The sequence below is a fragment of the Halobacillus litoralis genome, from assembly GCF_009856445.1.
GTDB lineage: Bacteria > Bacillota > Bacilli > Bacillales > Halobacillaceae > Halobacillus > Halobacillus litoralis.
Window position 1 is genome coordinate 641,710 of record NZ_WMFA01000002.1, and the last position, 24,891, is coordinate 666,600.

At 45.4% G+C, this 24,891-nt stretch carries 21 protein-coding genes; 19 read left to right on the top strand and 2 right to left on the bottom strand.

The genetic code is table 11. From position 1 onward, the window contains the following. Nucleotides 1–23 precede the first annotated feature (23 nt). The 11 genes from pyrR to GLW00_RS08565 all read left to right on the top strand — a co-directional run bounded on the left by pyrR (nt 24) and on the right by GLW00_RS08565 (nt 14,597). The gene (gene pyrR / locus GLW00_RS08515) at nt 24–566 is read left to right on the top strand and encodes a bifunctional pyr operon transcriptional regulator/uracil phosphoribosyltransferase PyrR (protein WP_089654623.1); all 543 of its coding nucleotides are present in this window, start codon (nt 24–26) and stop codon (nt 564–566) included. A 182-nt stretch (nt 567–748) separates the two neighbouring features. Beyond that, nucleotides 749–2,137, top strand: a complete 1,389-nt coding sequence (locus tag GLW00_RS08520; RefSeq protein ID WP_160913065.1) for a solute carrier family 23 protein — start codon at nt 749–751, stop codon at nt 2,135–2,137. A 164-nt stretch (nt 2,138–2,301) separates the two neighbouring features. Further along, the gene (locus tag GLW00_RS08525; RefSeq protein WP_160913067.1) at nt 2,302–3,198 is read left to right on the top strand and encodes an aspartate carbamoyltransferase catalytic subunit; all 897 of its coding nucleotides are present in this window, start codon (nt 2,302–2,304) and stop codon (nt 3,196–3,198) included. After that, nucleotides 3,199–4,488, top strand: coding sequence for a dihydroorotase (gene pyrC / locus GLW00_RS08530; RefSeq protein WP_160913069.1), 1,290 nt, complete (start codon nt 3,199–3,201; stop codon nt 4,486–4,488). Beyond that, nucleotides 4,469–5,578: a carbamoyl phosphate synthase small subunit gene (locus tag GLW00_RS08535; protein WP_160913071.1), complete on the top strand. Its 1,110-nt coding sequence runs from the start codon at nt 4,469–4,471 to the stop codon at nt 5,576–5,578. The genes pyrC and GLW00_RS08535 overlap by 20 nt, the downstream gene beginning before the upstream one ends. Further along, a complete protein-coding gene (gene carB, locus GLW00_RS08540; RefSeq protein ID WP_160913073.1) occupies nt 5,557–8,760 on the top strand; it encodes a carbamoyl-phosphate synthase large subunit in 3,204 nt (1,067 codons plus the stop codon). Before GLW00_RS08535 ends, carB begins: the two co-directional genes overlap by 22 nt. Continuing rightward, nucleotides 8,757–9,515: a dihydroorotate dehydrogenase electron transfer subunit gene (locus GLW00_RS08545; protein WP_160913075.1), complete on the top strand. Its 759-nt coding sequence runs from the start codon at nt 8,757–8,759 to the stop codon at nt 9,513–9,515. The genes carB and GLW00_RS08545 overlap by 4 nt, the downstream gene beginning before the upstream one ends. Beyond that, the gene (locus GLW00_RS08550) at nt 9,512–10,444 is read left to right on the top strand and encodes a dihydroorotate dehydrogenase (RefSeq protein ID WP_160913077.1); all 933 of its coding nucleotides are present in this window, start codon (nt 9,512–9,514) and stop codon (nt 10,442–10,444) included. Before GLW00_RS08545 ends, GLW00_RS08550 begins: the two co-directional genes overlap by 4 nt. Next, nucleotides 10,410–11,132 (top strand): orotidine-5'-phosphate decarboxylase, encoded by a 723-nt coding sequence (gene pyrF / locus GLW00_RS08555; RefSeq protein ID WP_160913079.1) that lies wholly within the window; start codon nt 10,410–10,412, stop codon nt 11,130–11,132. Before GLW00_RS08550 ends, pyrF begins: the two co-directional genes overlap by 35 nt. Beyond that, a complete protein-coding gene (gene pyrE, locus GLW00_RS08560; RefSeq protein WP_160913081.1) occupies nt 11,107–11,733 on the top strand; it encodes an orotate phosphoribosyltransferase in 627 nt (208 codons plus the stop codon). Before pyrF ends, pyrE begins: the two co-directional genes overlap by 26 nt. 689 nt (nt 11,734–12,422) lie before the next feature. Next, entirely contained in the window at nt 12,423–14,597 is a 2,175-nt protein-coding gene (locus GLW00_RS08565; RefSeq protein ID WP_160913083.1) for an FUSC family protein, read from the top strand. A gap of 38 nt (nt 14,598–14,635) precedes the next feature. On the opposite strand, the gene GLW00_RS20805 is transcribed toward GLW00_RS08565, so the two are convergent. Both GLW00_RS20805 and GLW00_RS08570 read right to left on the bottom strand, forming a co-directional pair. Further along, nucleotides 14,636–14,761, bottom strand: a complete 126-nt coding sequence (locus GLW00_RS20805) for a hypothetical protein (RefSeq protein WP_255534767.1) — start codon at nt 14,759–14,761, stop codon at nt 14,636–14,638. Nucleotides 14,762–14,865: 104 nt separating this feature from the next. After that, nucleotides 14,866–16,581, bottom strand: coding sequence for an Rqc2 family fibronectin-binding protein (locus GLW00_RS08570; RefSeq protein WP_160913085.1), 1,716 nt, complete (start codon nt 16,579–16,581; stop codon nt 14,866–14,868). 141 nt (nt 16,582–16,722) lie between these two features. On the opposite strand from GLW00_RS08570, the gene GLW00_RS08575 reads away from it, so the two are divergent. From GLW00_RS08575 to rsmB, 8 genes are all read left to right on the top strand, one after another. Then, nucleotides 16,723–17,613, top strand: a complete 891-nt coding sequence (locus GLW00_RS08575; protein ID WP_237417460.1) for a YicC/YloC family endoribonuclease — start codon at nt 16,723–16,725, stop codon at nt 17,611–17,613. A gap of 79 nt (nt 17,614–17,692) precedes the next feature. Then, nucleotides 17,693–17,956 carry an extracellular matrix/biofilm regulator RemA gene (gene remA / locus GLW00_RS08580; protein WP_027954142.1) on the top strand — a complete coding sequence of 88 codons (264 nt, stop codon included), beginning with the start codon at nt 17,693–17,695 and terminating at the stop codon, nt 17,954–17,956. 14 nt (nt 17,957–17,970) lie between these two features. Beyond that, nucleotides 17,971–18,585: a guanylate kinase gene (gmk, locus tag GLW00_RS08585; RefSeq protein WP_160913089.1), complete on the top strand. Its 615-nt coding sequence runs from the start codon at nt 17,971–17,973 to the stop codon at nt 18,583–18,585. Between the two features lie 2 nt (nt 18,586–18,587). After that, a complete protein-coding gene (rpoZ, locus tag GLW00_RS08590) occupies nt 18,588–18,815 on the top strand; it encodes a DNA-directed RNA polymerase subunit omega (RefSeq protein ID WP_146816568.1) in 228 nt (75 codons plus the stop codon). 104 nt (nt 18,816–18,919) lie between these two features. Further along, complete coding sequence (gene coaBC, locus GLW00_RS08595; RefSeq protein WP_160913091.1) at nt 18,920–20,125, top strand: bifunctional phosphopantothenoylcysteine decarboxylase/phosphopantothenate--cysteine ligase CoaBC; 1,206 nt, start codon at nt 18,920–18,922, stop codon at nt 20,123–20,125. Next, nucleotides 20,122–22,530, top strand: a complete 2,409-nt coding sequence (priA, locus tag GLW00_RS08600) for a primosomal protein N' (RefSeq protein WP_160913093.1) — start codon at nt 20,122–20,124, stop codon at nt 22,528–22,530. Before coaBC ends, priA begins: the two co-directional genes overlap by 4 nt. 22 nt (nt 22,531–22,552) lie before the next feature. Continuing rightward, a complete protein-coding gene (gene fmt / locus GLW00_RS08605; protein ID WP_160913094.1) occupies nt 22,553–23,500 on the top strand; it encodes a methionyl-tRNA formyltransferase in 948 nt (315 codons plus the stop codon). After that, entirely contained in the window at nt 23,493–24,839 is a 1,347-nt protein-coding gene (gene rsmB / locus GLW00_RS08610; RefSeq protein WP_160913096.1) for a 16S rRNA (cytosine(967)-C(5))-methyltransferase RsmB, read from the top strand. Before fmt ends, rsmB begins: the two co-directional genes overlap by 8 nt. Nucleotides 24,840–24,891 lie beyond the last annotated feature (52 nt).

Consider the following 24,891-nt stretch of genomic DNA (forward strand, 5'->3'; position numbering starts at 1 on the left):
TGGGAATCAAGGAGGACTCAATGATGAATGCAAAAGCGACTGTACTCGATGATGCAGCGATCCGTCGGGCATTGACCAGGATCTCTCATGAAATCATAGAAAAGAACAAGGGAATTGAGGATCTCGTCCTTGTAGGAATTAAAACACGAGGCGTGCCGATTGCTCAGCGCCTTAAGGATAAAATTCAGGAGATTGAAGGTGCAGATCTTCCAGACGGGGAGCTTGATATTACCCTCTACCGTGATGACTTGACTCCTCAGGAAAATGGAGCAGAACCTCAATTGAAAGAAACGAACATTACGGCGGATATTGATGGAAAAAAAGTCATTCTCGTCGACGATGTCCTTTATACAGGCCGAACGGTGCGTGCCGCAATGGATGCACTGATCGACCATGGACGCCCGAAAGAAATACAGCTGGCGGTTTTAGTGGACCGGGGACACCGGGAGCTGCCGATCCGCGCAGATTATGTCGGAAAAAATGTTCCGACTTCCCAGGAAGAAATCATTACCGTCACTTTATCTGAAACGGATGAAGCAGACGAAGTGAAGATTTATGAAAAATGAATGAACCGTAACCTTTAAAGAAAGTCCCGTGAGGCTTAAAAGGTTCGTAAGGATACGTGTACTCTACACGTCTACCTCTTTGCGTACCTTTAAGCGCAAAGAGGTTTTTTTATGTGAAAATCATGGGATGCCATAACATGTACCACCCTCAAACAGGAAGAGACACGAAGGAGGAATTCAATATGAAACAACATAAAGCAGCACTCGACGTTAATGAAGTACCACCACTAAATAAATGGCTTGTCCTAAGCCTCCAGCATCTGTTCGCGATGTTTGGCGCAACGATTCTCGTTCCTTTTCTGACCGGATTATCGCCATCAGTCGCTCTTGTATCAAGCGGGTTTGGAACACTCGCATACCTGCTCATAACGAGAGGGAAGGTACCAGCCTATCTAGGATCTAGTTTCGCCTTCATTGCTCCGATCATTGAAGTTTCCAAGTCGAGCGGGGTTGCGGGAGCGATGGTCGGAAGCTTTCTTGCCGGTCTTGTCTATGGGCTGGTTGCTCTCTTAATCTCTATTTTTGGAACGAAGTGGCTCATGAACCTGCTTCCTCCGATTGTTGTCGGCCCGGTCATTATTGTTATCGGTCTCGGGTTAGCATCAACGGCGGTGGAGATGGCGATGTACCTGCCGGGGCAGGAAGAAAATATCTACAGTGGAACTCACTTCATGGTCGCCCTTGTTACACTGGCCATAACGATTATCGCTTCCATCTATTTTAAAGGGTTCTTTTCCCTGCTGCCGATTCTCTTCGGAATTGTCGGTGGGTATGCATTCGCTATGACCCAAGGCATTGTGGATACTAGCGGCATTCAGGAAGAATGGACAGCAATTACGACAGCAGGTTCGTTTTCAGCTGCCATAGCCGCATTCTTCCAAGCACCGGATTTCGTTGTCCCATTCGTTGACTTTTCCCCACTGGAAGTAATCAGCTGGGAAATCGCCTTTCTGATGGTTCCCTTTGCGCTTGTCACAATCACGGAACATACGGGAGATCAGATGGTCTTATCGAAAGTGGTAGGAAGAAACTTTTTGAAAAATCCAGGACTGGATAAATCCATTCTTGGCGATGGTGTGGCGACATTCATTGCCTCCTGTCTGGGAGGACCTCCGAACACCACGTATGGAGAAAATATCGGAGTGCTCGCGATTACGAGAGTGTACAGTGTGTTCGTCATCGGCGGAGCAGCTGTCATCGCCATCGTCTTTGGCTTCATCGGCATGGTAACGGCAGTCATCAGTTCGATTCCGACCGCCGTCATGGGAGGCGTATCTATTCTCCTCTTCGGAATTATCGCTTCCAGCGGTCTGCGTATGCTGATCGATAATCAAATCGATTTTGGTGAAAAGAGAAACTTGATCATCGCCTCAGTCATCCTCGTCATCGGGGTCGGAGGTGCTTTCGTCCAAGTGACGGAGGAAGTACAAATCGCGGGAATGGCGCTTGCTGCCATCATCGGTGTCGGTCTTAACTTGATCCTACCAGGTAAAGAAAAAGGACACGGAAATGGACAGATGTTCGAAGCGCCTGAAGTCGAACAGCAAAACAAGAAAAATCATGTAGCATAACCAAACACTAGCTTCACGTTTTAAATGAGTCCAGAGAGGCTTGAAAAGGTGTACTAGGGATGGGCTCGTTTGTCATGCGACGAGTTCAGCACCCCCAGACACCTGGGGGTGCTTTTTTTCTCCTTAGTCCCCGTTAACTTAATAATAGGAACGGAGAGATGTACATGACCGCCATTCGATCTAAAAGAAACTTGCTGTCCATCAAGCAGCTGAGCAATGAACAGATTTATCACCTGATTCATTTAGCAGAAAAACTGAAAGATCCCGTAAACCGTCCCTCTTTTTCAGGACAATTTGCTGCCAATCTATTTTTAGAACCGAGCACGCGAACTAAAACGAGTTTTCACATCGCTGAAAAGAGGTTGGGGTTTGATGTTGTTGAGTTGGATGGGGTAGATTCCAGCTTGACAAAAGGAGAAAGCTTATATGACACCTTAAAGACGCTGGAGTCGCTCGGCGTGGATCTGGCTGTCGTGCGGCAGTCAGAAGTGGATGGCCTGTCGACATGTACGGAAGGGTTGGATATACCCTTAATCAACGCTGGGGATGGCTGTGGGGAGCATCCCACACAATCCCTTCTGGATTTGTACACCATTTATGAACATTTTCAAAGTTTCAGAGGCTTGCATGTTTGCATTGCGGGAGATTTAAAACACAGCCGGGTTGCCAGATCTAATGCCTATGCACTAAGACAACTCGGGGCCGACGTATCGTTTGTCAGTAAACCCGAATGGCAGGATCCTACAATGACACAGAATTACATCACAATGGACGAAGCTGTGGAAACTTGTGATGTCCTGATGCTGCTTCGAATTCAACATGAACGTCATACGGGTCATGAAGAAACGGGTAGCTATCTGGAACAATATGGACTGACAGTGGAAAGGGAAGCGAGGATGATGAAACATAGTATCATTCTTCATCCTGCGCCGGTGAATCGCGGGGTGGAGATCGATGAGAGCCTCGTCGAATGCGAAAAGTCAAAGATTTTCAGGCAGATGACAAATGGAGTGACGATGCGGATGGCCATCATCCATGCACTCATGAAAGGGGAGCTTTAAATGAAAAAGAAAATCATCAACGGGCAGGTCTTTACGAAGCATCGCTTCGAGAAATCTGAAATTTTGATCGAGGACGGTACGATTGTTGAAATAGCACCGTCTGTCGGAGAAGCAGATGAAATGATTAATGCGAAAGAGGGTCTTGTACTGCCAGGATTGGTGGATGTCCATATTCATTTACGTGAACCTGGTGACGAACAAAAAGAAACCATACTTACAGGGACAGAGGCTGCAGCTCGTGGAGGCTTCACAACTGTGTGTGCTATGCCAAACACGAAGCCTGTACCTGATTCTGAAGAGAACATGCATAACTTGATGGAGAAGTTCAAGCAGGATGCATCAGTCAGAGTGCTTCCTTATGCTTCAATAACCACGCGTCAGCTCGGAAAAGAGCTCGTTGATATGCAAACCTTATCGCAAATGGGCGCGTTCGCCTTTACCGATGATGGCGTAGGAGTTCAAACGGCTGGCATGATGTACGAAGCGATGAAAGAAGCAAGCCGGCTGGATAAAGCGATCGTAGCTCATTGCGAGGACAATTCACTCGTATATAAAGGGGTCGCCCACCAAGGTGATGTGAGTGAGAGACTCGGTCTGCCTGGAATTGCGAACATTGCTGAGTCTGTACAAATTGCAAGAGACGTTCTGCTTGCGGAAGCCACAGGCTGCCATTATCACGTGTGTCACGTTTCAACAAAGGAGTCGGTAAGGGTCATCCGTGATGCGAAGAAAGCGGGGATTCGAGTAACTGCAGAAGTAACGCCTCACCATTTGATTCTTAACGAAATGGATGTCCAGGAAGACGACGCCTTTTTCAAAATGAACCCGCCGCTTCGATCCAAAGAAGATCAGAAAGCGCTCATTGAAGGTTTGATGGACGGAACCATCGATTTTATTGCAACGGATCACGCGCCCCATACCGAAGAGGATAAGAAAGAAGGCTTCCTTTACTCACCATTTGGAATTACGGGTTTGGAAACAGCCTTCCCTCTTTTGTACACCCACTTCATAGAGAAGCATGAAATTCAGCTGGAGCGTCTTGTGGAATGGCTGACGAGCAAGCCAGCTGAGGTATTCGGTATCCCTTATGGCACTTTAGAAAAAGGAGCACCAGCAGATATCACCATTGTAGAGGTAAACCATGAAAAGATGATCGACCGTCACAGCTTTGCTTCAAAAGGAAAGAACACACCTTTCCATGGCTGGAGAGCGAAAGGTTGGCCGGAGCTTACCATGGTTGAAGGAAAAATTGTATGGGAGGGGAAAACGCATGAAACAACTCGTGCTTGAAGATGGAACGGTATTTGTAGGTGAAGGATTCGGCAGTGAACGGGAAACGATTGGTGAGGTCGTATTCAATACGGGGATGAGCGGTTATCAGGAAGTGATTTCCGACCCGTCTTATTACGGACAACTGATCACCTTCACATATCCACTCATCGGAAACTATGGAATCAATCGCGATGACTTTGAAACCGTCAACCCGGGGGTATTCGGAGTCATCGTAAAAGAACACTGTGATTATCCTTCCAATTTTCGTAATGAAGAAACGATCGACGAATTTTTAAAAGCGAAGAATATTCCAGGGATCAGTGACATTGATACGAGGAAGCTGACGAAAATCATCCGCCAGCATGGAACGATGAAGGCGATGATCGCCTCATCCGATCGTCCGATTAATGAAGTACTCAGCTTATTGGAAGCTACTCCTCTATTGAATGATCAAGTGAAACAGGTATCGACTGTTAAGCCGTATGTTGTTCCAGGTCGAGGGGAGCGGATTGTACTCGTAGATTTCGGTATGAAACACGGCATTTTACGGGAATTTACGAAGCGCGATTGCCATGTGACTGTGGTTCCTTACCATACGTCAGCAGAGGAGATCCTGAGACTGAAACCGGATGGTGTGATGCTCTCGAACGGTCCTGGAGATCCAAAAGATGTTCCTGAGGCGATTCAAACCATTCGTGAGCTGATCGGTCAAGTGCCTATATTCGGGATCTGCCTTGGGCACCAGTTGATTGCTCTTGCTTCTGGGGCAGATACTTCTAAAATGAAATTCGGCCACAGAGGAATCAATCAGCCGGTGAAAGATTTGGATACGGGGAGAACGTATATCACTTCTCAGAACCATGGCTATGCCGTCAACCTTCATTCACTGGAAGAGACCGAACTGCAGCTTTCCCAAGTTTCTTTGAATGACAACTCAGTGGAAGGGTTGAAACACAAGGAAGACCCGGTTTTCTCTGTGCAATATCACCCGGAGAGTTCACCAGGACCGGAAGATACAGCCCATTTATTCGATGAATTCTTGAAAATGATCGATCACCACCAGAAGAATACAAAGGAGGACTCTCAATGCCTAAGCGTACAGATCTAACTAAAATACTCGTCATCGGATCCGGTCCGATCGTCATCGGTCAGGCTGCTGAATTTGACTATTCCGGAACCCAGGCCTGTCAATCTTTGAAAGAAGAAGGATATGAAGTTATCCTCGCTAATTCAAACCCGGCAACGATCATGACCGATCATACCTTTGCTGATCAAGTCTATATGGAACCACTGACGCTTGAGTTTCTTCAAAAAATTATTAGAAAAGAAACCCCGGACGCGATTCTTCCCACTCTTGGAGGGCAGACAGGACTGAATATGGCGGTAGAGTTGAGTGAATCTGGTATTCTTGAAGAATTTAACGTGGAACTCCTAGGAACACCGCTTGATGCTATCCAACAAGCCGAAGATCGTGAGAAATTCAGGGCATTAATGCATGAGATGAACCAGCCTGTACCTGAAAGTGAAATTGTCAGCACGGTGGAACAAGCACTGGATTTTGCAGAGACGATCGGTTTTCCAGTCATCGTCCGCCCCGCTTACACCATGGGCGGAGCCGGTGGAGGCATGTGTGACGATGCTGCTCAGTTAAAAGAAATTGCCAGAAGCGGATTGGCCGCTTCTCCTGTCAGTCAGTGTTTAATAGAGAAGAACATTGCCGGCTTCAAAGAAGTAGAGTATGAAGTGATGCGCGATGGGGCGGACAATAAAATCGTCGTTTGTAATATGGAAAACTTCGACCCTGTTGGCATTCATACGGGAGATTCCATCGTTGTCGCTCCTTCCCAAACCCTTAGCGACCGGGAATATCAAATGCTTAGAAATGCATCATTGGAGATTATCCAGGCTCTCCAGATCGAAGGTGGATGTAATGTCCAGCTTGCTCTTGATCCGGATAGTTTCCAATATTACATCATCGAAGTGAATCCACGTGTCAGTCGTTCTTCTGCCCTTGCTTCCAAAGCGACCGGCTATCCAATTGCTAAACTTGCAGCCAAAATCGCTGTAGGAATGACGCTGGATGAAATCAAAAACCCTGTCACTGGTACGACTTATGCCTGCTTCGAACCAGCACTCGATTATGTCGTAACGAAAATCCCACGCTGGCCGTTCGATAAATTTGCGAAGGGAAATCGTACACTCGGTACCCAGATGAAAGCGACCGGTGAAGTGATGAGTATCGGCAGAAGCTTTGAAGAATCTTTACTGAAAGGGATCCGATCGCTGGAGGGTGATACAGAAGAGCTTTATCTTTCTTATGCCGAACATATGAAAGAGGAAGATCTGAATAGAAGATTGAAAAAAGCGGATGATGAACGGATATTCTTAATCGCAGAAGCGTTAAGAAGAGGGTATTCCATTGAAAGCCTGCATGATATCACAGGGGGGATTGATTTATTCTTCCTTTATAAACTACAACGGATCATCCAGCTTGAGAAGAAAGTGGCCCACGGAGAAATGGATGGATCTTTACTAGAGAAAGTAAAGAAAACCGGATTTTCTGATCAACAAATCGCACGATTAACAAACCGGGAAGAAGCAGAAGTTCGGGAGTGGAGAAGAAGTCATGGAATTCGTCCGGTGTACAAAATGGTGGATACGTGCGCCGGGGAGTTTGAATCGGAAACGCCTTATTTTTACAGCAGTTATGAAGATGAGAACGAAGCCATCCCTAGTGGAAATAAAAAGGTGCTCGTCATCGGGTCTGGTCCGATCCGTATCGGCCAGGGCGTCGAATTCGACTATGCGACCGTCCATTCTGTCCTTGCACTGAAGGAAATGGGCTATGAAGCCATTATTATGAACAACAACCCGGAAACAGTTTCCACAGACTTCAGTGTTTCTGACAAGCTTTATTTTGAACCGTTATCACTGGAAGATGTAATGAATGTCATTGATCTCGAACAGCCGGAAGGCGTCATCGTCCAGTTTGGAGGACAGACAGCCATCAACCTCGTGGACGGATTGACGAAAGAAGGCGTAAAGATCCTGGGTACTACAATGGAGTCGATTGATAAAACAGAAGACAGGGACTTGTTTGAACAGCTGCTCAACGATTTGAATATCCCTAAACCAGGAGGGGAAAGTGTCAAAAGCGCAGAGGAAGCTTTCCTTGCTGCTGAGAAAATCGGATACCCGCTTGTCGTCAGACCTTCCTATGTCCTCGGCGGCCGTGCGATGGCGATCGTTTATTCAAACGAAGAGCTCTCCTCTTACTTGGAAACAAATGCATCTGCACACAATGGTCATCCCATTCTGATCGACAAGTACATGACAGGGATGGAAATCGAAGTCGATGCCATCTCGGACGGGGAAGATGTTTTCATCCCGGGGATCATGGAACACATTGAACGCGCAGGAGTCCACTCGGGAGATTCCATGGCTGTTTATCCGACCCAGCGGCTTACAAAAGAACTTGAACAACAATGTATCGATGCGACAACAAAGATTGCCAGAGATCTGAATATGAAAGGCCTCATCAACATCCAGTTTGTCGTTTACAAAGGGACGGCCTATGTCCTTGAAGTGAACCCTAGAGCAAGTCGGACGGTACCTTTCTTGAGTAAAATCACAGGGGTTCCGATGGCCAGGCTCGCTACAAAGGTTCTGTTAGGCAAAACATTGAAAGACGAAGGATACACATTAGGAGTGGCTGCAAAGCCGAATGGGGTCTATGTCAAAGTGCCTGTCTTCTCTTTTGAAAAACTGAGAAGTGTTGATACGACGCTAGGACCTGAGATGAAATCGACCGGTGAAGTCATCGGATATGATCAAACTTTGGAAAAAGCCCTTTACAAAGGAATGACATCTGCAGGGTTGAAGATTCCGACACAAGGATCTGTACTGCTGACCGTTGCAGACAAAGACAAATCAGAAATGCTGGATATTGCGAAAACATTCTTTGAACTGGGTTTCCGTCTGTTCGCAACGGAAGGAACAGCTTCTGTGATAGAAGAAGCACAGATTCCTGTAGAAGCGGTAGGAAAAGTGGGATCGGATCAGCGCGATGTCATCGATCTTATTCAACAAGGAGAAGTGCAGTTCGTTGTCAATACACTAAACAAAGGGATGCGTGCAAGATCGGATGGGTTCAGAATTCGTAGAGAAGCGGTCGAACATGGACTTGCTTGTTTAACAAGCTTGGATACAGCCAAAACCATTGTAGATGTGATTAATGCGATGTCCTTCTCGGCCCGTGCCATCACACCAATGGAAGGAGTGACAGGATGAAAAACGAACGGATGACCATTCTTAGACATGAGAAGGTTGCGAGAGATACGCACCTTCTCGTCCTGGAAGGAAAACTGGTGCAGGAGATCGCGGATCCTGGTCAATTCGTGCACGTCAGAATCGATGGTTTCTACCTGCGGCGTCCGATATCTATTGCAGATTATAACCTTGAAAATAGTACCGTGACTTTGATTTATAAAGTCATGGGAGACGGTACCAAAGCGTTGACGCGTTCTCAGGTCGGTGATCGGTTGGATGTTCTTGGCCCGGGAGGTCAAGGTTTTCCGACGACGAGCATCTATTCTGATCATGCACTGATTATTGGTGGGGGTATCGGAGTGCCACCCCTGTACAGCACTGCGAAGAATCTGAAAGAAAATGGATTGGCCGTCACGAGTATTCTCGGTTTCAGATCCAGGGAGGATGCCTTTTTACTCGATGAATTCCGTGCCCTTGGAGAAGTGCATGTGACGACAGAAGATGGGTCACTGGGGAAAAGCGGCCGTGTAACGGACGCTCTCTCTGATGTGAGAGAGGATTACCAGCTCTATTTATCCTGTGGCCCGACGGTGATGTTAAAAGCAGTCGCTGATCAACATCCGGATACACCAGGGTATTTGTCGATGGAAGAACGGATGGGCTGTGGAATCGGCGCCTGTTTTGCCTGTGTCGTCGAATCGAACGATGAAAAAGGATACAAACGCATCTGTTGTGATGGTCCTGTATTCAAATCCGGGGAGGTCGTCTTATCATGAATTTATCTGTGAATCTACCGGGTTTAACTTTGAAAAATCCTGTTATGCCGGCTAGTGGCTGCTTTGCATTCGGAAAGGAATTCGCTCAATTTTATGACCTTGCAAGCCTTGGAGCTGTCATTATGAAAGCAGCCACAAAGGAACGCCGCTTTGGAAATGGCACACCAAGAGTAGCAGAAACCTCAAGCGGCATGCTGAATGCGATCGGACTGCAAAACCCTGGTGTGGAAAGCATCATTTCGGATGAAATTCCATTTTTGAGAAACCATAACCTTCCAATCATTGCCAATGTAGCAGGGAGTACGGTAGAGGAATATGGGGAGGTTGCTGAACAAATCTCCTCCCATGTGGATGCCATCGAATTGAACATATCTTGTCCGAATGTCAAAGAGGGAGGGGTGCAATTCGGCACCGACCCTCTGTTAGCGAAAGAAGTCATCCGTTATGTCGTCGAAGTGAGCACTGTGCCTGTGTATGTGAAGCTTTCTCCTAATGTGACCGATATTGTCGGAATGGCTCTTGCAGCAGAAGAAGCGGGTGCTTCAGGTCTTTCCATGATTAATACACTTACAGGGATGCGGATTGACCCTAAAACGCGCAAACCTGTCATTGCAAATGGAACAGGAGGCCTCTCAGGAGCAGCGATCAAACCGATCAGTATCCGGATGATCCATCAAGTTTACCAAGCCGTAACCATTCCAATCATCGGTATGGGTGGGATTGAAACCGCAGAAGATGTGTTGGAATACCTACTAGCCGGAGCGAGTGCAGTGGCAATCGGAAGTGCAAATTTCAAAAATCCTTTCATCTGTAAGGAAGTCATTGAAGACTTGCCTGCGACGCTTTCACGCTATGGGTTTTCAAGCGTAGAGCAAGCGATTGGAGGTGCCAATGATGAAAAAGTTGAAACCTCTGTACTTCGCCCTTGATTTCCAAACGGGAAAGGAAGCACTAGACTTTTTGAAGCGTAATGACCTTACAGGCATACCGGTTAAAGTGGGCATGGAGCTTTTTTATAAAGAAGGTCCTGCCATCATCCATCAATTGAAAGAAATGGAGCACGAAATCTTTCTCGATTTGAAATTGCATGATATTCCAGAAACCGTACGTCGTGCGATGAGAAACCTTGCCAGCATGAAAGTCGATGTCGTCAACGTTCATGCTCAAGGCGGGGAAGATATGATGAAAGCTGCTAAAATCGGTTTGGAAGAAGGAGCACAAGGGCATGTTCCCATTTTATTAGCCGTTACCGTTCTTACCTCTTCGGACCAGCAAATGTTGAAAGAGCAGCTGCTCATCAACCGTCCTTTAGCCGAAGTCGTCAAGCACTATGGGATGCGAGCGGAGAAGTGCGGCGTGGATGGTGTCGTCTGTTCGGTGGAAGAAGCCGGGATCATAAAAAAACATACGACGCTTGCTGCTTTGACACCGGGAATACGCCTGGCAGGGGGAGAAAACCATGATCAGAAGCGAGTGGCTACCCCGGAAAAAGCCCGGAAAAACGGGAGTGATGCCATGGTTGTGGGGAGAGCAATCAGAGATGCAGAAAACCCCGGAGACATCTACAAAACAATAAAGGAGGCCTTTCAACATGAGTCAATCAACACTCATACGTGACTTGCTTCACATAGGAGCGGTTAAAATTGAAACCGATAACTATTTCACATGGACATCTGGCCTGAAATCACCAATCTATTGTGACAATCGTTTAACGATGTCCTATCCTGAAATAAGAAAAAGCATTGCAGAAGCATTTGTGAACAAAATCAAGCGCCTGGGCCACATCGATGTCATCGCAGGGTGTGCAACAGCAGGTATTCCCCATGCTGCCTGGGTGGCGGACTTAATGGATCTTCCCATGGTTTATGTCAGGTCTTCAGCCAAAAAGCATGGAAAAGGAAACCAGATTGAGGGTCATGTTGTAAAAGGGCAAAAAGCCATTGTTATCGAGGATTTAATTTCAACAGGAAAATCGTCAATAGAAGCCGCAGAAGCCTTGAAAAAAGAAGGTGTGGAAGTGGTTGAAGTGCTGTCGATCTTCACTTACAACCTTCAAGCGGCGGAGGATGCATTTAAGGATACAAGCTATTCTTATCAATCCCTGACAAGTTATGAAGAGCTTCTGCAACAGTTACTCAATGAAAATCAAATTGAAAAGGAGCAGGAGCAGCTGTTGATGAAGTGGAGCCAGGACCCTTATGTTTTTACGAACTCTTAACGTATAGAGGAGTTGCTATTTCTGCATTCTCCTAGTACGATGAAGTCATCAAAACGTATTGGTGATGAAAATGAAATCTAAAAAACACTCTTTTTTCATACTCATGAATGCTTCGCTTGGTTTATTGACCTGTTTTGTTTATTTATATACATGGGTGGCCTTTGCATTTATGGAGTCTATGTGGTCCCTGGAACCTTTATTAAGCTTATTCGCATCCCTTGCGTTATTCATTCTTTGGAATGTGTATATGCTGAAGCGCGAAAGCCGGAGGTATTGGGCACAAGCGGTTTTTTCTTACCTGGCATCGATAGCAGTATTCGCATACTTTCTAACCTGAAACCACGATTCAATCGTGGTTTTTTTAATCCAATGCCCCAAAACTAAATGTTAATTATTACTAGATGAATCTCTATTCTTTGAGACTTAGCTTTGCGATCCTCAGGGTTTGTTTGCCCTATTGAGAGTCAAATCCTGTATACTTACTAAATCAGTACATATCAAATACGGCAAATTGGATGGAAACGTAAGAAAGGGAGCTTTCCCTTTTGACAGATGGGATAGAGCGCTCTATAATTTATTTTTATCTATCTCGTTAGAATAAAAGGGTTGTGCGTACTTAATACATAAATGAAGATTTATTTAATAGATAGAATCGATTCTTCACATACAAAGGAAAGGAGGATTATTCAATGTATGAAATAGGAAGAAAGTCGTACTGGTTGAAAAGAATGCTTGCGTCTGATCCTGGACATAAGCGTTTGCAACAGGCAGGAAAAGCGACGTTGAGTGTAATCTCAGCTGTCTTTACTACCTTACTGATCTTGAATACACTCGGTAAAGATCCACTTCTGCCCGCAATTATATCAGGTGTTTGCGGCCTGTTGGGCATCATGGCGGTCATGGACGATACCAAAAAAGAAAAGCAGGGGACAACACTTTTGCTTCCTTTATCCGCCATCTGCGGAGTGACACTGGGGTCTTTGCTCTCCTTTAGTGCCGTTCTCGTATCCGCGTTAATGATCTTGATCATCTTTTGCAGCTTTTATTTTTCTAAATTTGGTAGTCGCTACTTTTCTTTAGGGATGATCGGGTTTATCACGGTTTATTTTTCTTCCTTTTTAAAACTCCCCTCAGCAGAATTCCCATGGTTTTACGGCGCCATTTGTATAGGCATCTGCTACGCTTTTCTATATAATTTCATCATTTTCCGAGATACCGCCCAGCAGCTCAGGCGCAGTGTCCAATCATTTCACAGGCAGGCCAACTTGACGTTCGAACTGTTGACGGAAGTCATAGATGATCCAGATATAAACCAAATCCGCTCAAAAAAGTTGACGGAAAATGTAAAAAAGCTGAGAGATTACGCAAATCATGTCTCCACAGATTTGAATGCCCAGAATATCAGAGAAGTCTGGCCGGGTGTCCGCACAGATCAATTACGGTTATATGTATTCGATACGGCGATGTTTGTCATGACGCTTTCGGATAGTTTAGAGAGGTTAAAAGAAAGCGGAGCGCTTCAGTCGGAAGAGCTCCGTTTCACCCTCTTACGACTCATACGTACATTGCAGAAGGCTGAAGTTCTTAAATTAGAGCAGAAAGAAAGCCACCTTGCTGAGGCGGAGCGTGTAGTAAGCGCTTTGCGAAATACGATCGACCAGAGATTTGGCGAACGTGAAACAAGACCTGAAGGATGGCTTTATCTGCTCCGCCGGATTGAGGCGATTGCTTCGCATGTGACGGAGGGAGCCCTTGCCATCAAATATAGTGGCAAAGATCATTCTGGTGCTGAATTGACCGAAGACAAGAAATCAACAGAAGCGGAAGAACAAACGAAAGGGATGAAACCTTCGACGAAAAAAGCTATTCAGTCGGTGATCGCAGGATCAATCGCTGTCGTTGTCGGTCACTTGATTTCTCCTATACAGCCCTACTGGGTGTTATTAACGACTTTTATCGTTCAATTAGGGACCCCGACCGTTGGGCGCACATATCTGAAGGGTTTGGAAAGGTCCATTGGCACGATCGTAGGAGCTATTATTGGTTTCATTTTAGCAAAGACGGTGTCAGGTCAGTCTGAACTGGAAGTAGCCCTGATTTTTGCGGTTATCTTTTTTGCTTTTTACACGCTTCCCGTTTCCTACACTGTGATGAGTATGTTCATCACGATGCTCATCGCTTTCATGTATGACCTCATGTTGGGAGGAATCAGTTATGGATTGCTGCTAGCCCGTGTGGTCGATACCATTGCAGGAGCTGGGATTGCACTTGCGGCTGCCGCCTTCATTTTTCCTACTCGAACATTGGACAAAATGAAAGAACAGCTGGTGGAGTACTTAGAAGATCTCGAGGGTTACATCCTGTCCTACATGGACAATTTCCGCCAGTCAGAAAGCATGAAGGGGCTGGCAGATCTAGCTTTTCAGATGGATGTGAAGATCCAGCTGCTAGAAGAGGAGGCAAAACCTGCGTTGCAAAGACCCGGAGCGAATAAGTATTCGGGTATCCCCAGATTGTTGATGTCATTTACGGCTATTAATTATTATGCAAAACAATTACTTGCTTCTACGTATCAAAAGGATTTTTATCATTCCGAGGAAATCAAAGAGGCTCTCCAGCGAACGGAAAAGGTTTATAAGCATAACATACGCACGATCATGGCGGTCATGAACGGGGAAGTAATGAGTGGACAACTGTTCAAGCTTCAACATGAGCGGGAAATGATTGAACGGTTTGCCCCGGGACACAAAGAAGGAGAGGGAGATATTGTCCACCACCTCTTTTATATTTGGAAAATCAATCAAGCTCTGCTGGTAGTTGGTGAAAGAATGGGGCTTGTTACAGCGGAAAGGTTGGAAGATTAAAAAAGCAGCACTGCGAACTCGCATGTGCTGCTTTTCGTTTATCTGTTACGATCGTAAGACCCTTCGCCGGCTTTCGAGATGGTAATTCGTTCTTCACCCGTAGCTGGTTGAACAGCATCTCTGCTCTTTTTCGGGTTACGTTTGGATTTTGAATTCTTTGGCATAACAGCAACCTCCCTGGTCAGATTCAGTTGCCTTTATATTATTTGTAATCGCAGTTTGTACTATGTGAAAATCCCTGTGCCAATAATAGGCACAGGGACATGGGTTAGTCTTTTTTCTTTAGCCGTTTAATGAAAGTCGAATCAGGTGTCACGAACAACGTTTGTTGCTGGTCATACGTGACGAACCCAGGCTTTGCACCTGATGGTTTCTTCACATGACGTATCCGTGTATAGTCAACAGGAACAGAAGAGGACCTGCTTGATTTACTGAAATTCGCAGCAAGCTGCGCGGCTTCAAACAGCGTATCTTCGCTCGGGTCTTCATCACGAATCACCACATGAGATCCTGGAATATCCTTGGCATGCAGCCAAATATCCATTTTGTTCGCCATCCGGTTCGTCAGGTATTCGTTCTGTTTGTTGTTTCTTCCGACGTAGATCAACGTACCATCCGTTGATTCAAAACTTTCCGGTTTCGGTTTTTGTGGTTTGTTTTTACGGTTTCCTTTTGTCGCGGGCTTTTTCTTTAAGTAGCCTTGTTCCCGCAGTTCCTCGCGGATTTCTTCAATGTCTTCTTCTCTTGCTGTTTCGACTTGTTGGATCAGACGATCGAAATAAAGGATTTCATCTTCTGCTTTCTGTATTTCTATTTGTACCACTTCTTTGGATTTCTTAAGTTTTGCGTACGTTTGAAAATAGCTTTGTGCATTCTCACTCGGCGATTTATTAGGGTTGAGTTCAATTGTCATTTCTGATTGGTCAGGGTCGTAATAGTCAACGACCGTCACAGATTCATCGCCTGTTTTGACCATATGCATGTGTGCAGTTAAAAGTTCGCCAAGTTTTTGATACTCTTCTGCAGATTCCGATTTCTTCAACGTAGTTTCGTGTTTTTTAATCTTCCGTTTATTTTTATCCCGCTCATTTTTCAAGAAACGATGCAGGTCTCCTGCCTGTTGCTTAACACGATCCCGTTCGGCTTTTCCTGAATAATAATCATCCAGCATGGCACTGACGCTTTCAAATTTTTCAACATCATCGGAAAACGCATGTAACGGGATGACGTAAAACTGCTCTTTTTCTGCCCTGTGTATCTGTGGTTCATACGCATGGTTGAGTATGATTTCCCTGATTTCACTGTAGGCTTCTTTCACAGTTTGTGAGCCGCCAAGACCTGCTCTGTGAACAATTTCCTTCGTGATCATAGGTGAAAAACCCATCACCACATTCAAAATTTGTTTATCCATTTTGCCAGAGTTGAAATCCAATTTTCTGATGAACGAATCTGGATCAAGGTCAACGGGGTTGATTTTCCCTTGTTCTGGTGGAAGTTTATAAGGCTGTCCGGGCATGATCGTCCGATGCCGGTTTTGCGAAGGGGGCAAATGCTTGATGCTGTCGAGCATATGTCCTTCTTCTTCATCGACAAGCAGGATATTGGAGTGTTTCCCCATCACTTCAATGATGAGCGTTTTCATGGTTTCATCGCCGACTTCGTTTCGGGTTCGGATATGGAACTTTACGATCCTTTCCATGTCCACCTGTTCGATCCGTTCAATAAATCCCCCGATCAAATGCTTCCTTAGAAGCATGCAAAGCATGGGGGGTTCCTTAGGATTATGGTATTGATCTTCCGTCAAATGGAAGCGAGCATAACTCGGGTGTGCGGACAATAATAGCGTTTGTTTTTTTCGATTGGAACGGACCGTAAATACGAGCTCCGTTTCGGTTGGCTGATAAATTTTCATAATACGTCCGGACTGGATCGTTTCATTCAATTCGTTCGTGATCGCCCGGGTAACAATTCCGTCAAAAGACATCGTCTTCACCTCTCTACTTGTAGAAGTATAGCATGAGTAAAGCTTGTTATTCTAAGATTTTTCATCAACTAAAGCCAAACATTCGCAACAGCATCCTTTCTTTTGCTAAAATAGGTATGGAATTCATTTTACATATAGGTGATGATCGTATTGTTAAAAAGTATGACAGGGTATGGAAAGAGTACGGTTGAAGTCGGTGATACAAAGATTCATGTCGAGATTCGGTCAGTGAATCACCGTTTTTTGGATATAACAACCAAGATGCCACATGCATTACTGTTTATGGAAGAACGGCTGAAACAGGTTGTGAAAGGCCTTTTAACAAGAGGTCGTGTCGATATCTTTGTTACACTTGAGGGAGAAACATTCATTGAAAAGAAAATCGATGTCAATTGGAAAATTGTCGATCAATATTTTACCCGTTTGAAAGATCTCCAGCGCCGCTACGATTTGACGGGGGATATTTCTATTGATATGGTATCCAAGTTAGACCATGTTTTTTCGGAAAAAGAGATGGAAAACGATGCAGATGAATGGCAAATGCCTCTATTAGAGGCTATGGATAATGCTGCCAGGCAACTGGTGGAGATGCGGTTGAAAGAAGGGCACGAGTTGTACGAAGATCTTAAGAAACGCATCACAGAAGTCCGGAGATGGCTGAGCAGCCTGGATGAAAGGCGCCCGATGGTCATCGAGGAATATAAAGAGAGGATTCGGGCACGTATAGAAGAATACACTAAAGAACAACTCCGGCCCGATGAAACAAAAATTCTCCAGGAAGTTGCTTTGCTTGCAGAGAAAGGCGACATTACTGAAGAGTTGACAAGACTACAGTCCCATTTCATTCAATTTGAAGGCACACTTTCCATGGATGAACCTGTTGGCAGAAGACTCGATTTTATTGTGCAGGAAATGCACCGTGAAGTGAATACAATCGGATCAAAATCCAATGATGGCAAAATGACGGAAATGGTTGTGAATTTGAAAAGCGAGATGGAAAAGGTGAAAGAACAAGTACAAAATATCGAATAACAATTGTGTTTATGCCTAGTTTTTTCATATAATAGAGGTAGTCATGAAAGTGCTTGGTCAGAAGAAGGAGGAGTCAGCTTTGAGCTTGAAATTAATCAATATCGGTTTTGGAAACGTCGTATCTGCGAATCGTATTATTTCTATTGTTTCGCCTGAATCCGCTCCGATCAAACGTATCATCACGGTCGCCCGTGACAATAATAAATTAGTAGATGCTACATATGGCCGTCGAACGCGTGCGGTCATCATTACAGATAGTGATCATGTCGTCCTTTCAGCCGTCCAGCCGGAAACCGTCGGACAGCGCGTCATCAGTAACGACGAGATCTCAGATGAAAACTAGGAGGACTTTTTGCAGTGATTGATCAGAAAGGTATTTTATTCATCCTTTCCGGCCCATCCGGTGTCGGCAAAGGAACGGTACGTAAAGCATTATTCGAACAATCGACTGATTTACGCTATTCTATATCCATGACGACCCGTGATCCACGGGAAGGGGAAGTCGACGGAGTCGATTATTTCTTTAAGTCAAGAGATGAATTTGAGAAATTAATCAGTGAAGGCCAATTGATTGAACACGCGGAATATGTGGGAAACTATTATGGAACCCCCCGCCAATACGTTGAGCAGACATTGAACGAAGGCAAAGATGTCTTTTTGGAAATAGAAGTCCAGGGGGCACTCAAAGTAAGAGAAAACTTCCCTGAAGGCGTGTTCGTCTTTTTGATTCCACCATCTTTGGAAGAATTGAAGGACCGTATTGTAAACCGTGGCACAGAAACGGAAGACAAAGTGAAGAACCGCCTGAAGGCAGCGAAAGAAGAAATTGACATGATGGATGCGTATGATTATGTCGTCGTGAACGATCAGATTGACAATGCTGTGACGAAAGTGAAATCGATCGTCTCCAGCGAACACTGCAAACGTGAACGTGTTGCCCATCAATATAAAAAAGCATTGGAGGATGAATAATCATGATGTTAGAACCATCCATTGATTCCCTACAGAAACAGATTAAATCCAAGTACACACTCGTAACACTCTCTGCAAGAAGAGCCCGTGAATTGAAACAAGGAAGCGCACCGATGATCGATCATCCAACCTCACATCAGCAAGTTGGTGTGGCGCTTGAAGAAATCCGCGATGGCAAATTGAACTATATTGAAGCGGATGAAATCCAGGAACGTACAGAAACCACATAAGAACATCGAAACGACGTAGGAAAAGCCGCGCTTCTTGATTAAATCAGCGCGGCTTTTCCTACGTGTTTTAGTGACAACATTTTTCAAGTAAAGGGGTCTCTCAGATGTTGAATGGAAAAAAGATCGTCTTAGGAGTATCAGGTGGAATCGCCGCCTACAAAGCAGCCGCTCTAACAAGCAAACTCGTTCAAGCAGGGGCCGTGGTTAAGGTAATTATGACCGACAGTGCGCAAAAATTTGTCGCCCCGACTACGTTTCAGGCATTATCCAGACAGCCTGTTTATACCGATACTTTTGATGAACAAGATTCTTCTCAAATCCAGCACATTGATGTCGCTGACTGGGCGGACCTCTTCTTAATTGCCCCAGCGACTGCAAATGTAATTGGAAAACTTGCGAATGGTCTGGCCGATGATATGCTCTCCACAACCTTACTCGCGACCGAGGCACCTGTTTATATAGCACCGGCAATGAACGTTCATATGTACAGTCATCCAGCTGTGATGAAGAATTTGAAACAGCTCGACGAGTGGGGATTTCGTTTCATTGAGCCTGGGGAAGGTTACCTTGCCTGCGGTTATGTAGGTAAAGGTCGTTTAGAGGAGCCTGAATCGATTGTGGAAGTGCTACAGAAAGAATATCACCGGCCTCAGCCACTTAAAGGAAAAAAAGTACTCATAACAGCCGGGCCTACCCGCGAGCAGATCGACCCGGTGCGTTATTTCACGAATCCATCGACAGGTAAAATGGGTTATGCGTTAGCGAAAAAAGCTAAACAACTGGGTGCTGAAGTGACCCTCGTTTCAGGGCAGGTTGCTTTAGATCCTCCAAGTGGTGTGAGAGTCGTTCAAATTACAACAGCCCAGGAAATGTATGAGGAAGTTTTGAAGGAGTATGCTGATCAGGACCTTGTCATCAAGTCAGCTGCGGTAGCTGATTATCGTCCGAAAATCACGTACGATCAAAAGATGAAGAAGCAACCAGGGGATTATGTTGTAGAAATGGAACGGACGAATGACATTCTCATGGAGCTAGGGGAGCGGAAAGAACACCAATACTTAATTGGATTTGCTGCAGAAACGACAGACGTGGAGAAGTATGGTAGAGAAAAGATGGACAAAAAGAACCTCGATGCCATAGTCATCAATAATGTATCTGAAGAGGGTTCGGGCTTTGGGACGGATACCAATGCCTCTTTGTTTATCACCAGAAGAGGGGAAGAAAGGACCTATCCGTTGATGAGCAAAGAGGAACTCTCCGAAAACATTCTCATGGTGGCAGCTGGTGAGATGGAGAGTGAAATTCATTGATTGCAAACGTAATCGTTGATGTACCCTCTCAAAATACGAACCGTCCTTTCGACTATGAAATACCTGAAAAGTTTGACGGGATCGTTCAGCCAGGGGTACGTGTCATCGTCCCATTCGGTCCACGCAAGATTTTAGGATATGTGGTATCTCTTTCCGAAACAAGTTCATTCTCTTCCGTCAAGAAAATCACCGATGTTCTGGATGTTATCCCGACGTTGACGGAAGAACTTCTACAACTCGGGAAGTGGTTATCAATAAATACATTGAGCTATTACATCTCCTGTCTTCAAGTCATGCTTCCTCAAGTGATGAAAGCTAAATATCGAAAAGAGCTATGGAAGCTGACAGAAGAGCCACTCGCCTCTGAACTCGATCCTCTATTTGATGGACGTGCGGTTGTGGATTTTGAGGAATTCGAGAAATCCGGCATTGGGTACCACACCCTCCGAAAACACATGAATGATGGAGACGTCGATGTCCATTATGAAGTGAAAAGCCGGGAAACGAAGAAGACGATGACCATGGTCGAACCTAACTTAAGTCCGATGGAATTAGAGGAGAAGCTTGAGGACCTTTCTCCCCAAGCGAAAAAGCAGCGAACCATTGTCGAGTATTTTCTACAGTATCCGGATGTGTTGGAAAAGAAGAGGCTTTTGGATCTGCTATCTACGACGCCTGCTTCATTAAAGCCGCTCATTGAACAGGGAATCATTCGCGAGTTTAAACAGGAAGTTTTCAGAGATCCATATGGGGATCGTGACTTCGAACGTACACAGCCTTTCCCTCTGACTGGAGAGCAGCAAACAGCTATACAGCCGATTCTTAAGACCATCGAAGAAAATACGCATGATGTTTTTCTTCTTCATGGAGTGACAGGGAGCGGTAAAACTGAAGTGTATTTGCAGTCCATTCAGGAAGTGATGGATAAAGGAGAAGAAGCCATCATGCTTGTACCTGAAATTGCGTTAACTCCCCAAATGGTTGAACGGTTTAAAGGAAGGTTTGGTTCAAAAGTAGCTGTTCTCCACAGTGCTTTATCAGCGGGAGAAAAATACGATGAATGGCGGAAGATTCAGCGCAGAGAGGTTCAAGTCGTTGTCGGAGCAAGGTCTGCCATCTTTGCTCCATTTACAAACATCGGCTTGATCATCATTGATGAAGAACATGAAACAAGTTACAAACAGGAAGACCGTACACGTTACCATGCGAGAGATGTCGCCATCGAAAGAGGAAAGACCCATCAATGTCCCGTCGTTTTAGGTAGTGCCACACCAGCACTTGAAAGTTACGCAAGGGCTATGAAAGGCAATTATCAGCTGTTGACGATGAAAAAGCGTATGAATGAAGCAGTAATGCCGACGGTGGATCTCGTTGATATGAGAGAGGAACTTCATAGTGGAAACCGCTCGATGTTTTCCATCTCGTTGAAGGAAAAAATCGAAGAAAGGCTTTCCCGTGGCGAGCAGGTTGTCCTTTTTCTTAACAGACGAGGATATTCCACTTTCGTCATGTGCAGGGACTGCGGCCATGTAAGTGAATGCCCCCACTGTGACATTGCCCTTACGTATCACAAAAGGCAGAACCGCTTGAAATGCCATTATTGCTCTCATGAAGAACCAATGCCCACAGAGTGTCCGGAATGTGAAAGCAAAACCATCCGCTATTTCGGTACAGGGACTCAAAAAGTGGAAGAAGCGCTTCAGGAGTTGATTCCGGAAGCTCGTGTGATTCGGATGGACGTGGACACGACGAGAAGAAAAGGGGCGCACGAACGACTGCTTAAAAAGTTTGGCGACGGACAAGCGGATATTCTACTCGGCACGCAAATGATCGCTAAAGGGCTGGATTTCGGAAATGTCACTCTTGTTGGTGTGCTGGCAGCCGATGCACTGCTCAATCTTCCTGACTTCCGTGCATCAGAAAAAACATTCCAATTGCTTACTCAGGTAAGCGGAAGGGCCGGTAGACATGAGAAACCAGGGGAAGTTGTCGTTCAAACTTACACACCAGAACATTACAGTATTGAACTTGCCAGCCAGTATGATTATGAACAATTTTTCAATGAAGAAATGAAATTAAGGAAAGCTTTCCGCTATCCACCCTACTTTTTCTTGACACTTTTCACTATTTCGCACCCCAACCAACTGAAAGTGCAGGAAGTGACACAGAAGATTACCATGTTCATGCAGCAGAAGCTTTCTGAGCAATCCTATGTTCTTGGGCCTACTCCTTCTGCGCTCACCAGGATCAATAATAGATATCGCTATCAATGCATGATAAAATACAAGAAGGAACCTGAGCAGCGAAAGTTCGTTGAACGGATATTGCATTATTATGAAGATGAAATGAAACAAGAAAATGGTTTGCAGATCACGGTTGATTTCCAACCGTATCAGCTGATGTAAGCAAGAAGGGAGCAACACAGTCATGACAAGAATCGCATTTATGGGGACACCGGATTTCGCCGTACCTGTCCTTGACCGCATCATTGAAGAGGGGTATGAGGTTGTCCTTGTGATCACACAACCGGACCGACCGAAAGGGAGAAAGAAAACCATGACCCCGCCACCTGTCAAAGTAGCGGCGGAAAAACACGGAATCCCAGTATTTCAACCAGAAAAAATCAAACAAGAATATCAAGAAGTTCTTGCTTACGATCCCGACCTGATCGTAACCGCTGCCTTCGGTCAAATTTTACCGGAAGCTTTACTTCAGGAGCCGAAACATGGATGTATCAATGTCCATGCCTCCTTACTGCCCGAATTCCGCGGTGGTGCACCGATTCATTACAGCATCCTTGAAGGAAAGAAAGAGACAGGAGTTACCATTATGTATATGGTCAAACGTCTCGATGCGGGGGACATGCTTTCAAAGGTGACGGTTCCGATTGAAGACGATGACCATGTAGGAACGCTGCATGATAAACTTTCCGTCGCCGGAGCTGACTTATTAGCGGACACCCTGCCAAAATTGTTAAATGGCGAGATTACGCCAGAAGAACAGGATGAATCCAAAGTCACTTTCGCATCCAATATTAAGAGGGAGCAGGAACTTATCGATTGGGGCAAGGATCAACAAACGGTCTACAATCATGTTCGTGGTCTTCACCCATGGCCGGTCGCTTATACGTATTGGAACGGCAAGCCGATGAAAGTCTGGTGGATTCAGAAGGTGGAAGGTACATTTGAAGAAGTACCAGGGACAGTTGTAAGAATCGATGAAGATGGTTTTCTTGTAACTACAGGCGGAAGTAAGGCTGTAAAGGTCGTTTCTCTCCAACCCTCTGGGAAGAAAAAGATGGACGGACAAGCGTTTATTAATGGTGCCGGTCAGTCCTTGCAGGTCGGCGAACGTCTAGGTGAGACGCATGACTAAATATGCATTAAGAGAGTCAGCCCTTGATCTTCTTACTCGGATAGGTGAGCAGGGCGGATTCAGTCACGTCTTATTAGACCGGGAGATTTCCAAACAAAAGCTTTCCAGGCAGGATGGTGCACTGTTGACTGAAATCGTCTACGGTACACTCCAGCGCCGGGATTTGATCCATTATTCCATCGAGCCTTACATTGCTAAACAGAAGAAAATAAAGCCATGGGTCAGATGGCTCCTTTATATGTCTGTTTACCAGATGATCTTCCTGGAAAGAGTACCGGATCATGCGATCATCCATGAAGCGGTGGAAATTTCGAAGAAGCGGGGACATAAAGGCATCTCATCATTTATGAACGGTGTGCTTCGGAACGTTCAGCGTAAAGGAGTTCAGAGTCTGGACAAAATTGAAGACCCTGTGGAGCGGATGGCAATTGAAACGAGTCACCCTCTATGGCTTGTGAATCGCTGGGTCGATCAGTATGGATTTGAAACGACAAAAGAGATGTGTGAGGCGAACAACCAGCATCTTCCTATGTCTCTCAGAGTCCAGCCGCTTAGAATTTCGCGCGAAGACGCGATGAAGCAGCTCAAAGACGATGGCTTCAAAGTTGAAGAGAGTACACTTTCTCCTCAAGGATTTCTTGTGCTGGAGGGTGCGATTCTCTCCCATTCTCTTTTCCAAAATGGTTATATCACGGTTCAAGACCAGAGTTCCATGCTTGTAGCGGAAATGATGGATCTTGAGAAAGGCTTGATGGTACTGGATGCCTGCAGCGCCCCTGGAGGTAAAACCACCCATATCGCTGAAAAGATGGAGGATGAGGGAGAAGTCGTAGCATATGACCTCCATGAGAAAAAAGCGAAGCTGGTAACCAAAAAGGCCGAACAGCTGCAGCTCACATCGATCAGCGCAAGCCAAGCAGACTCAAGAAAACTGGGAGAAAAACATGAGCAAGGCACCTTTGATCGTATCCTGCTGGATGCTCCATGTTCCGGCCTCGGAGTTTTACGTGGCAAACCAGACATTAAATACCATAAAAAAGAGGAAGATATTTTCTCGTTAAGAAATATTCAGGATGATCTTTTGAGAGAAGTCGCACCACTATTAAAAACTGAGGGCAAACTGGTCTATAGTACATGTACAGTAGACCGTCATGAAAATGAGGAAGCCGTCAGACATTTCTTAAAAGAGCATCCGGACATTGAAGTAGACCCAGCCTTCTTCGAGGAGCTTCCAGAAGCTCTTAAAGAATCCATAGGGCTTACTGAAACAGGCCTTCAGCTTTTCCCGCAGGAGTGGGACACGGATGGATTTTTCTTAACACGATTGAGAAAGAAGTAAGACCCCTTTGAAATAGAATGCAAAACCAGGAAGGAATCTGCGCCGGCTATGG

What these genes read in the sequence shown, in the direction of transcription:
- pyrR (WP_089654623.1), top strand. Translation starts at nt 24, where the DNA reads ATGAATGCAAAAGCGACTGTACTCGATGATGCAGCGATCCGTCGGGCA.
- GLW00_RS08535 (WP_160913071.1), top strand. Translation starts at nt 4,469, where the DNA reads ATGAAACAACTCGTGCTTGAAGATGGAACGGTATTTGTAGGTGAAGGA.
- pyrF (WP_160913079.1), top strand. Translation starts at nt 10,410, where the DNA reads ATGAAAAAGTTGAAACCTCTGTACTTCGCCCTTGATTTCCAAACGGGA.
- GLW00_RS08550 (WP_160913077.1), top strand. Translation starts at nt 9,512, where the DNA reads ATGAATTTATCTGTGAATCTACCGGGTTTAACTTTGAAAAATCCTGTT.
- fmt (WP_160913094.1), top strand. Translation starts at nt 22,553, where the DNA reads ATGACAAGAATCGCATTTATGGGGACACCGGATTTCGCCGTACCTGTC.
- GLW00_RS08570 (WP_160913085.1), bottom strand. Translation starts at nt 16,581, where the DNA reads ATGTCTTTTGACGGAATTGTTACCCGGGCGATCACGAACGAATTGAAT.
- GLW00_RS08565 (WP_160913083.1), top strand. Translation starts at nt 12,423, where the DNA reads ATGTATGAAATAGGAAGAAAGTCGTACTGGTTGAAAAGAATGCTTGCG.
- coaBC (WP_160913091.1), top strand. Translation starts at nt 18,920, where the DNA reads ATGTTGAATGGAAAAAAGATCGTCTTAGGAGTATCAGGTGGAATCGCC.
- GLW00_RS08520 (WP_160913065.1), top strand. Translation starts at nt 749, where the DNA reads ATGAAACAACATAAAGCAGCACTCGACGTTAATGAAGTACCACCACTA.
- pyrE (WP_160913081.1), top strand. Translation starts at nt 11,107, where the DNA reads ATGAGTCAATCAACACTCATACGTGACTTGCTTCACATAGGAGCGGTT.
- rsmB (WP_160913096.1), top strand. Translation starts at nt 23,493, where the DNA reads ATGACTAAATATGCATTAAGAGAGTCAGCCCTTGATCTTCTTACTCGG.
- pyrC (WP_160913069.1), top strand. Translation starts at nt 3,199, where the DNA reads ATGAAAAAGAAAATCATCAACGGGCAGGTCTTTACGAAGCATCGCTTC.
- carB (WP_160913073.1), top strand. Translation starts at nt 5,557, where the DNA reads ATGCCTAAGCGTACAGATCTAACTAAAATACTCGTCATCGGATCCGGT.
- GLW00_RS08525 (WP_160913067.1), top strand. Translation starts at nt 2,302, where the DNA reads ATGACCGCCATTCGATCTAAAAGAAACTTGCTGTCCATCAAGCAGCTG.
- GLW00_RS08545 (WP_160913075.1), top strand. Translation starts at nt 8,757, where the DNA reads ATGAAAAACGAACGGATGACCATTCTTAGACATGAGAAGGTTGCGAGA.
- rpoZ (WP_146816568.1), top strand. Translation starts at nt 18,588, where the DNA reads ATGATGTTAGAACCATCCATTGATTCCCTACAGAAACAGATTAAATCC.
- GLW00_RS08575 (WP_237417460.1), top strand. Translation starts at nt 16,723, where the DNA reads ATGATCGTATTGTTAAAAAGTATGACAGGGTATGGAAAGAGTACGGTT.
- GLW00_RS20805 (WP_255534767.1), bottom strand. Translation starts at nt 14,761, where the DNA reads ATGCCAAAGAATTCAAAATCCAAACGTAACCCGAAAAAGAGCAGAGAT.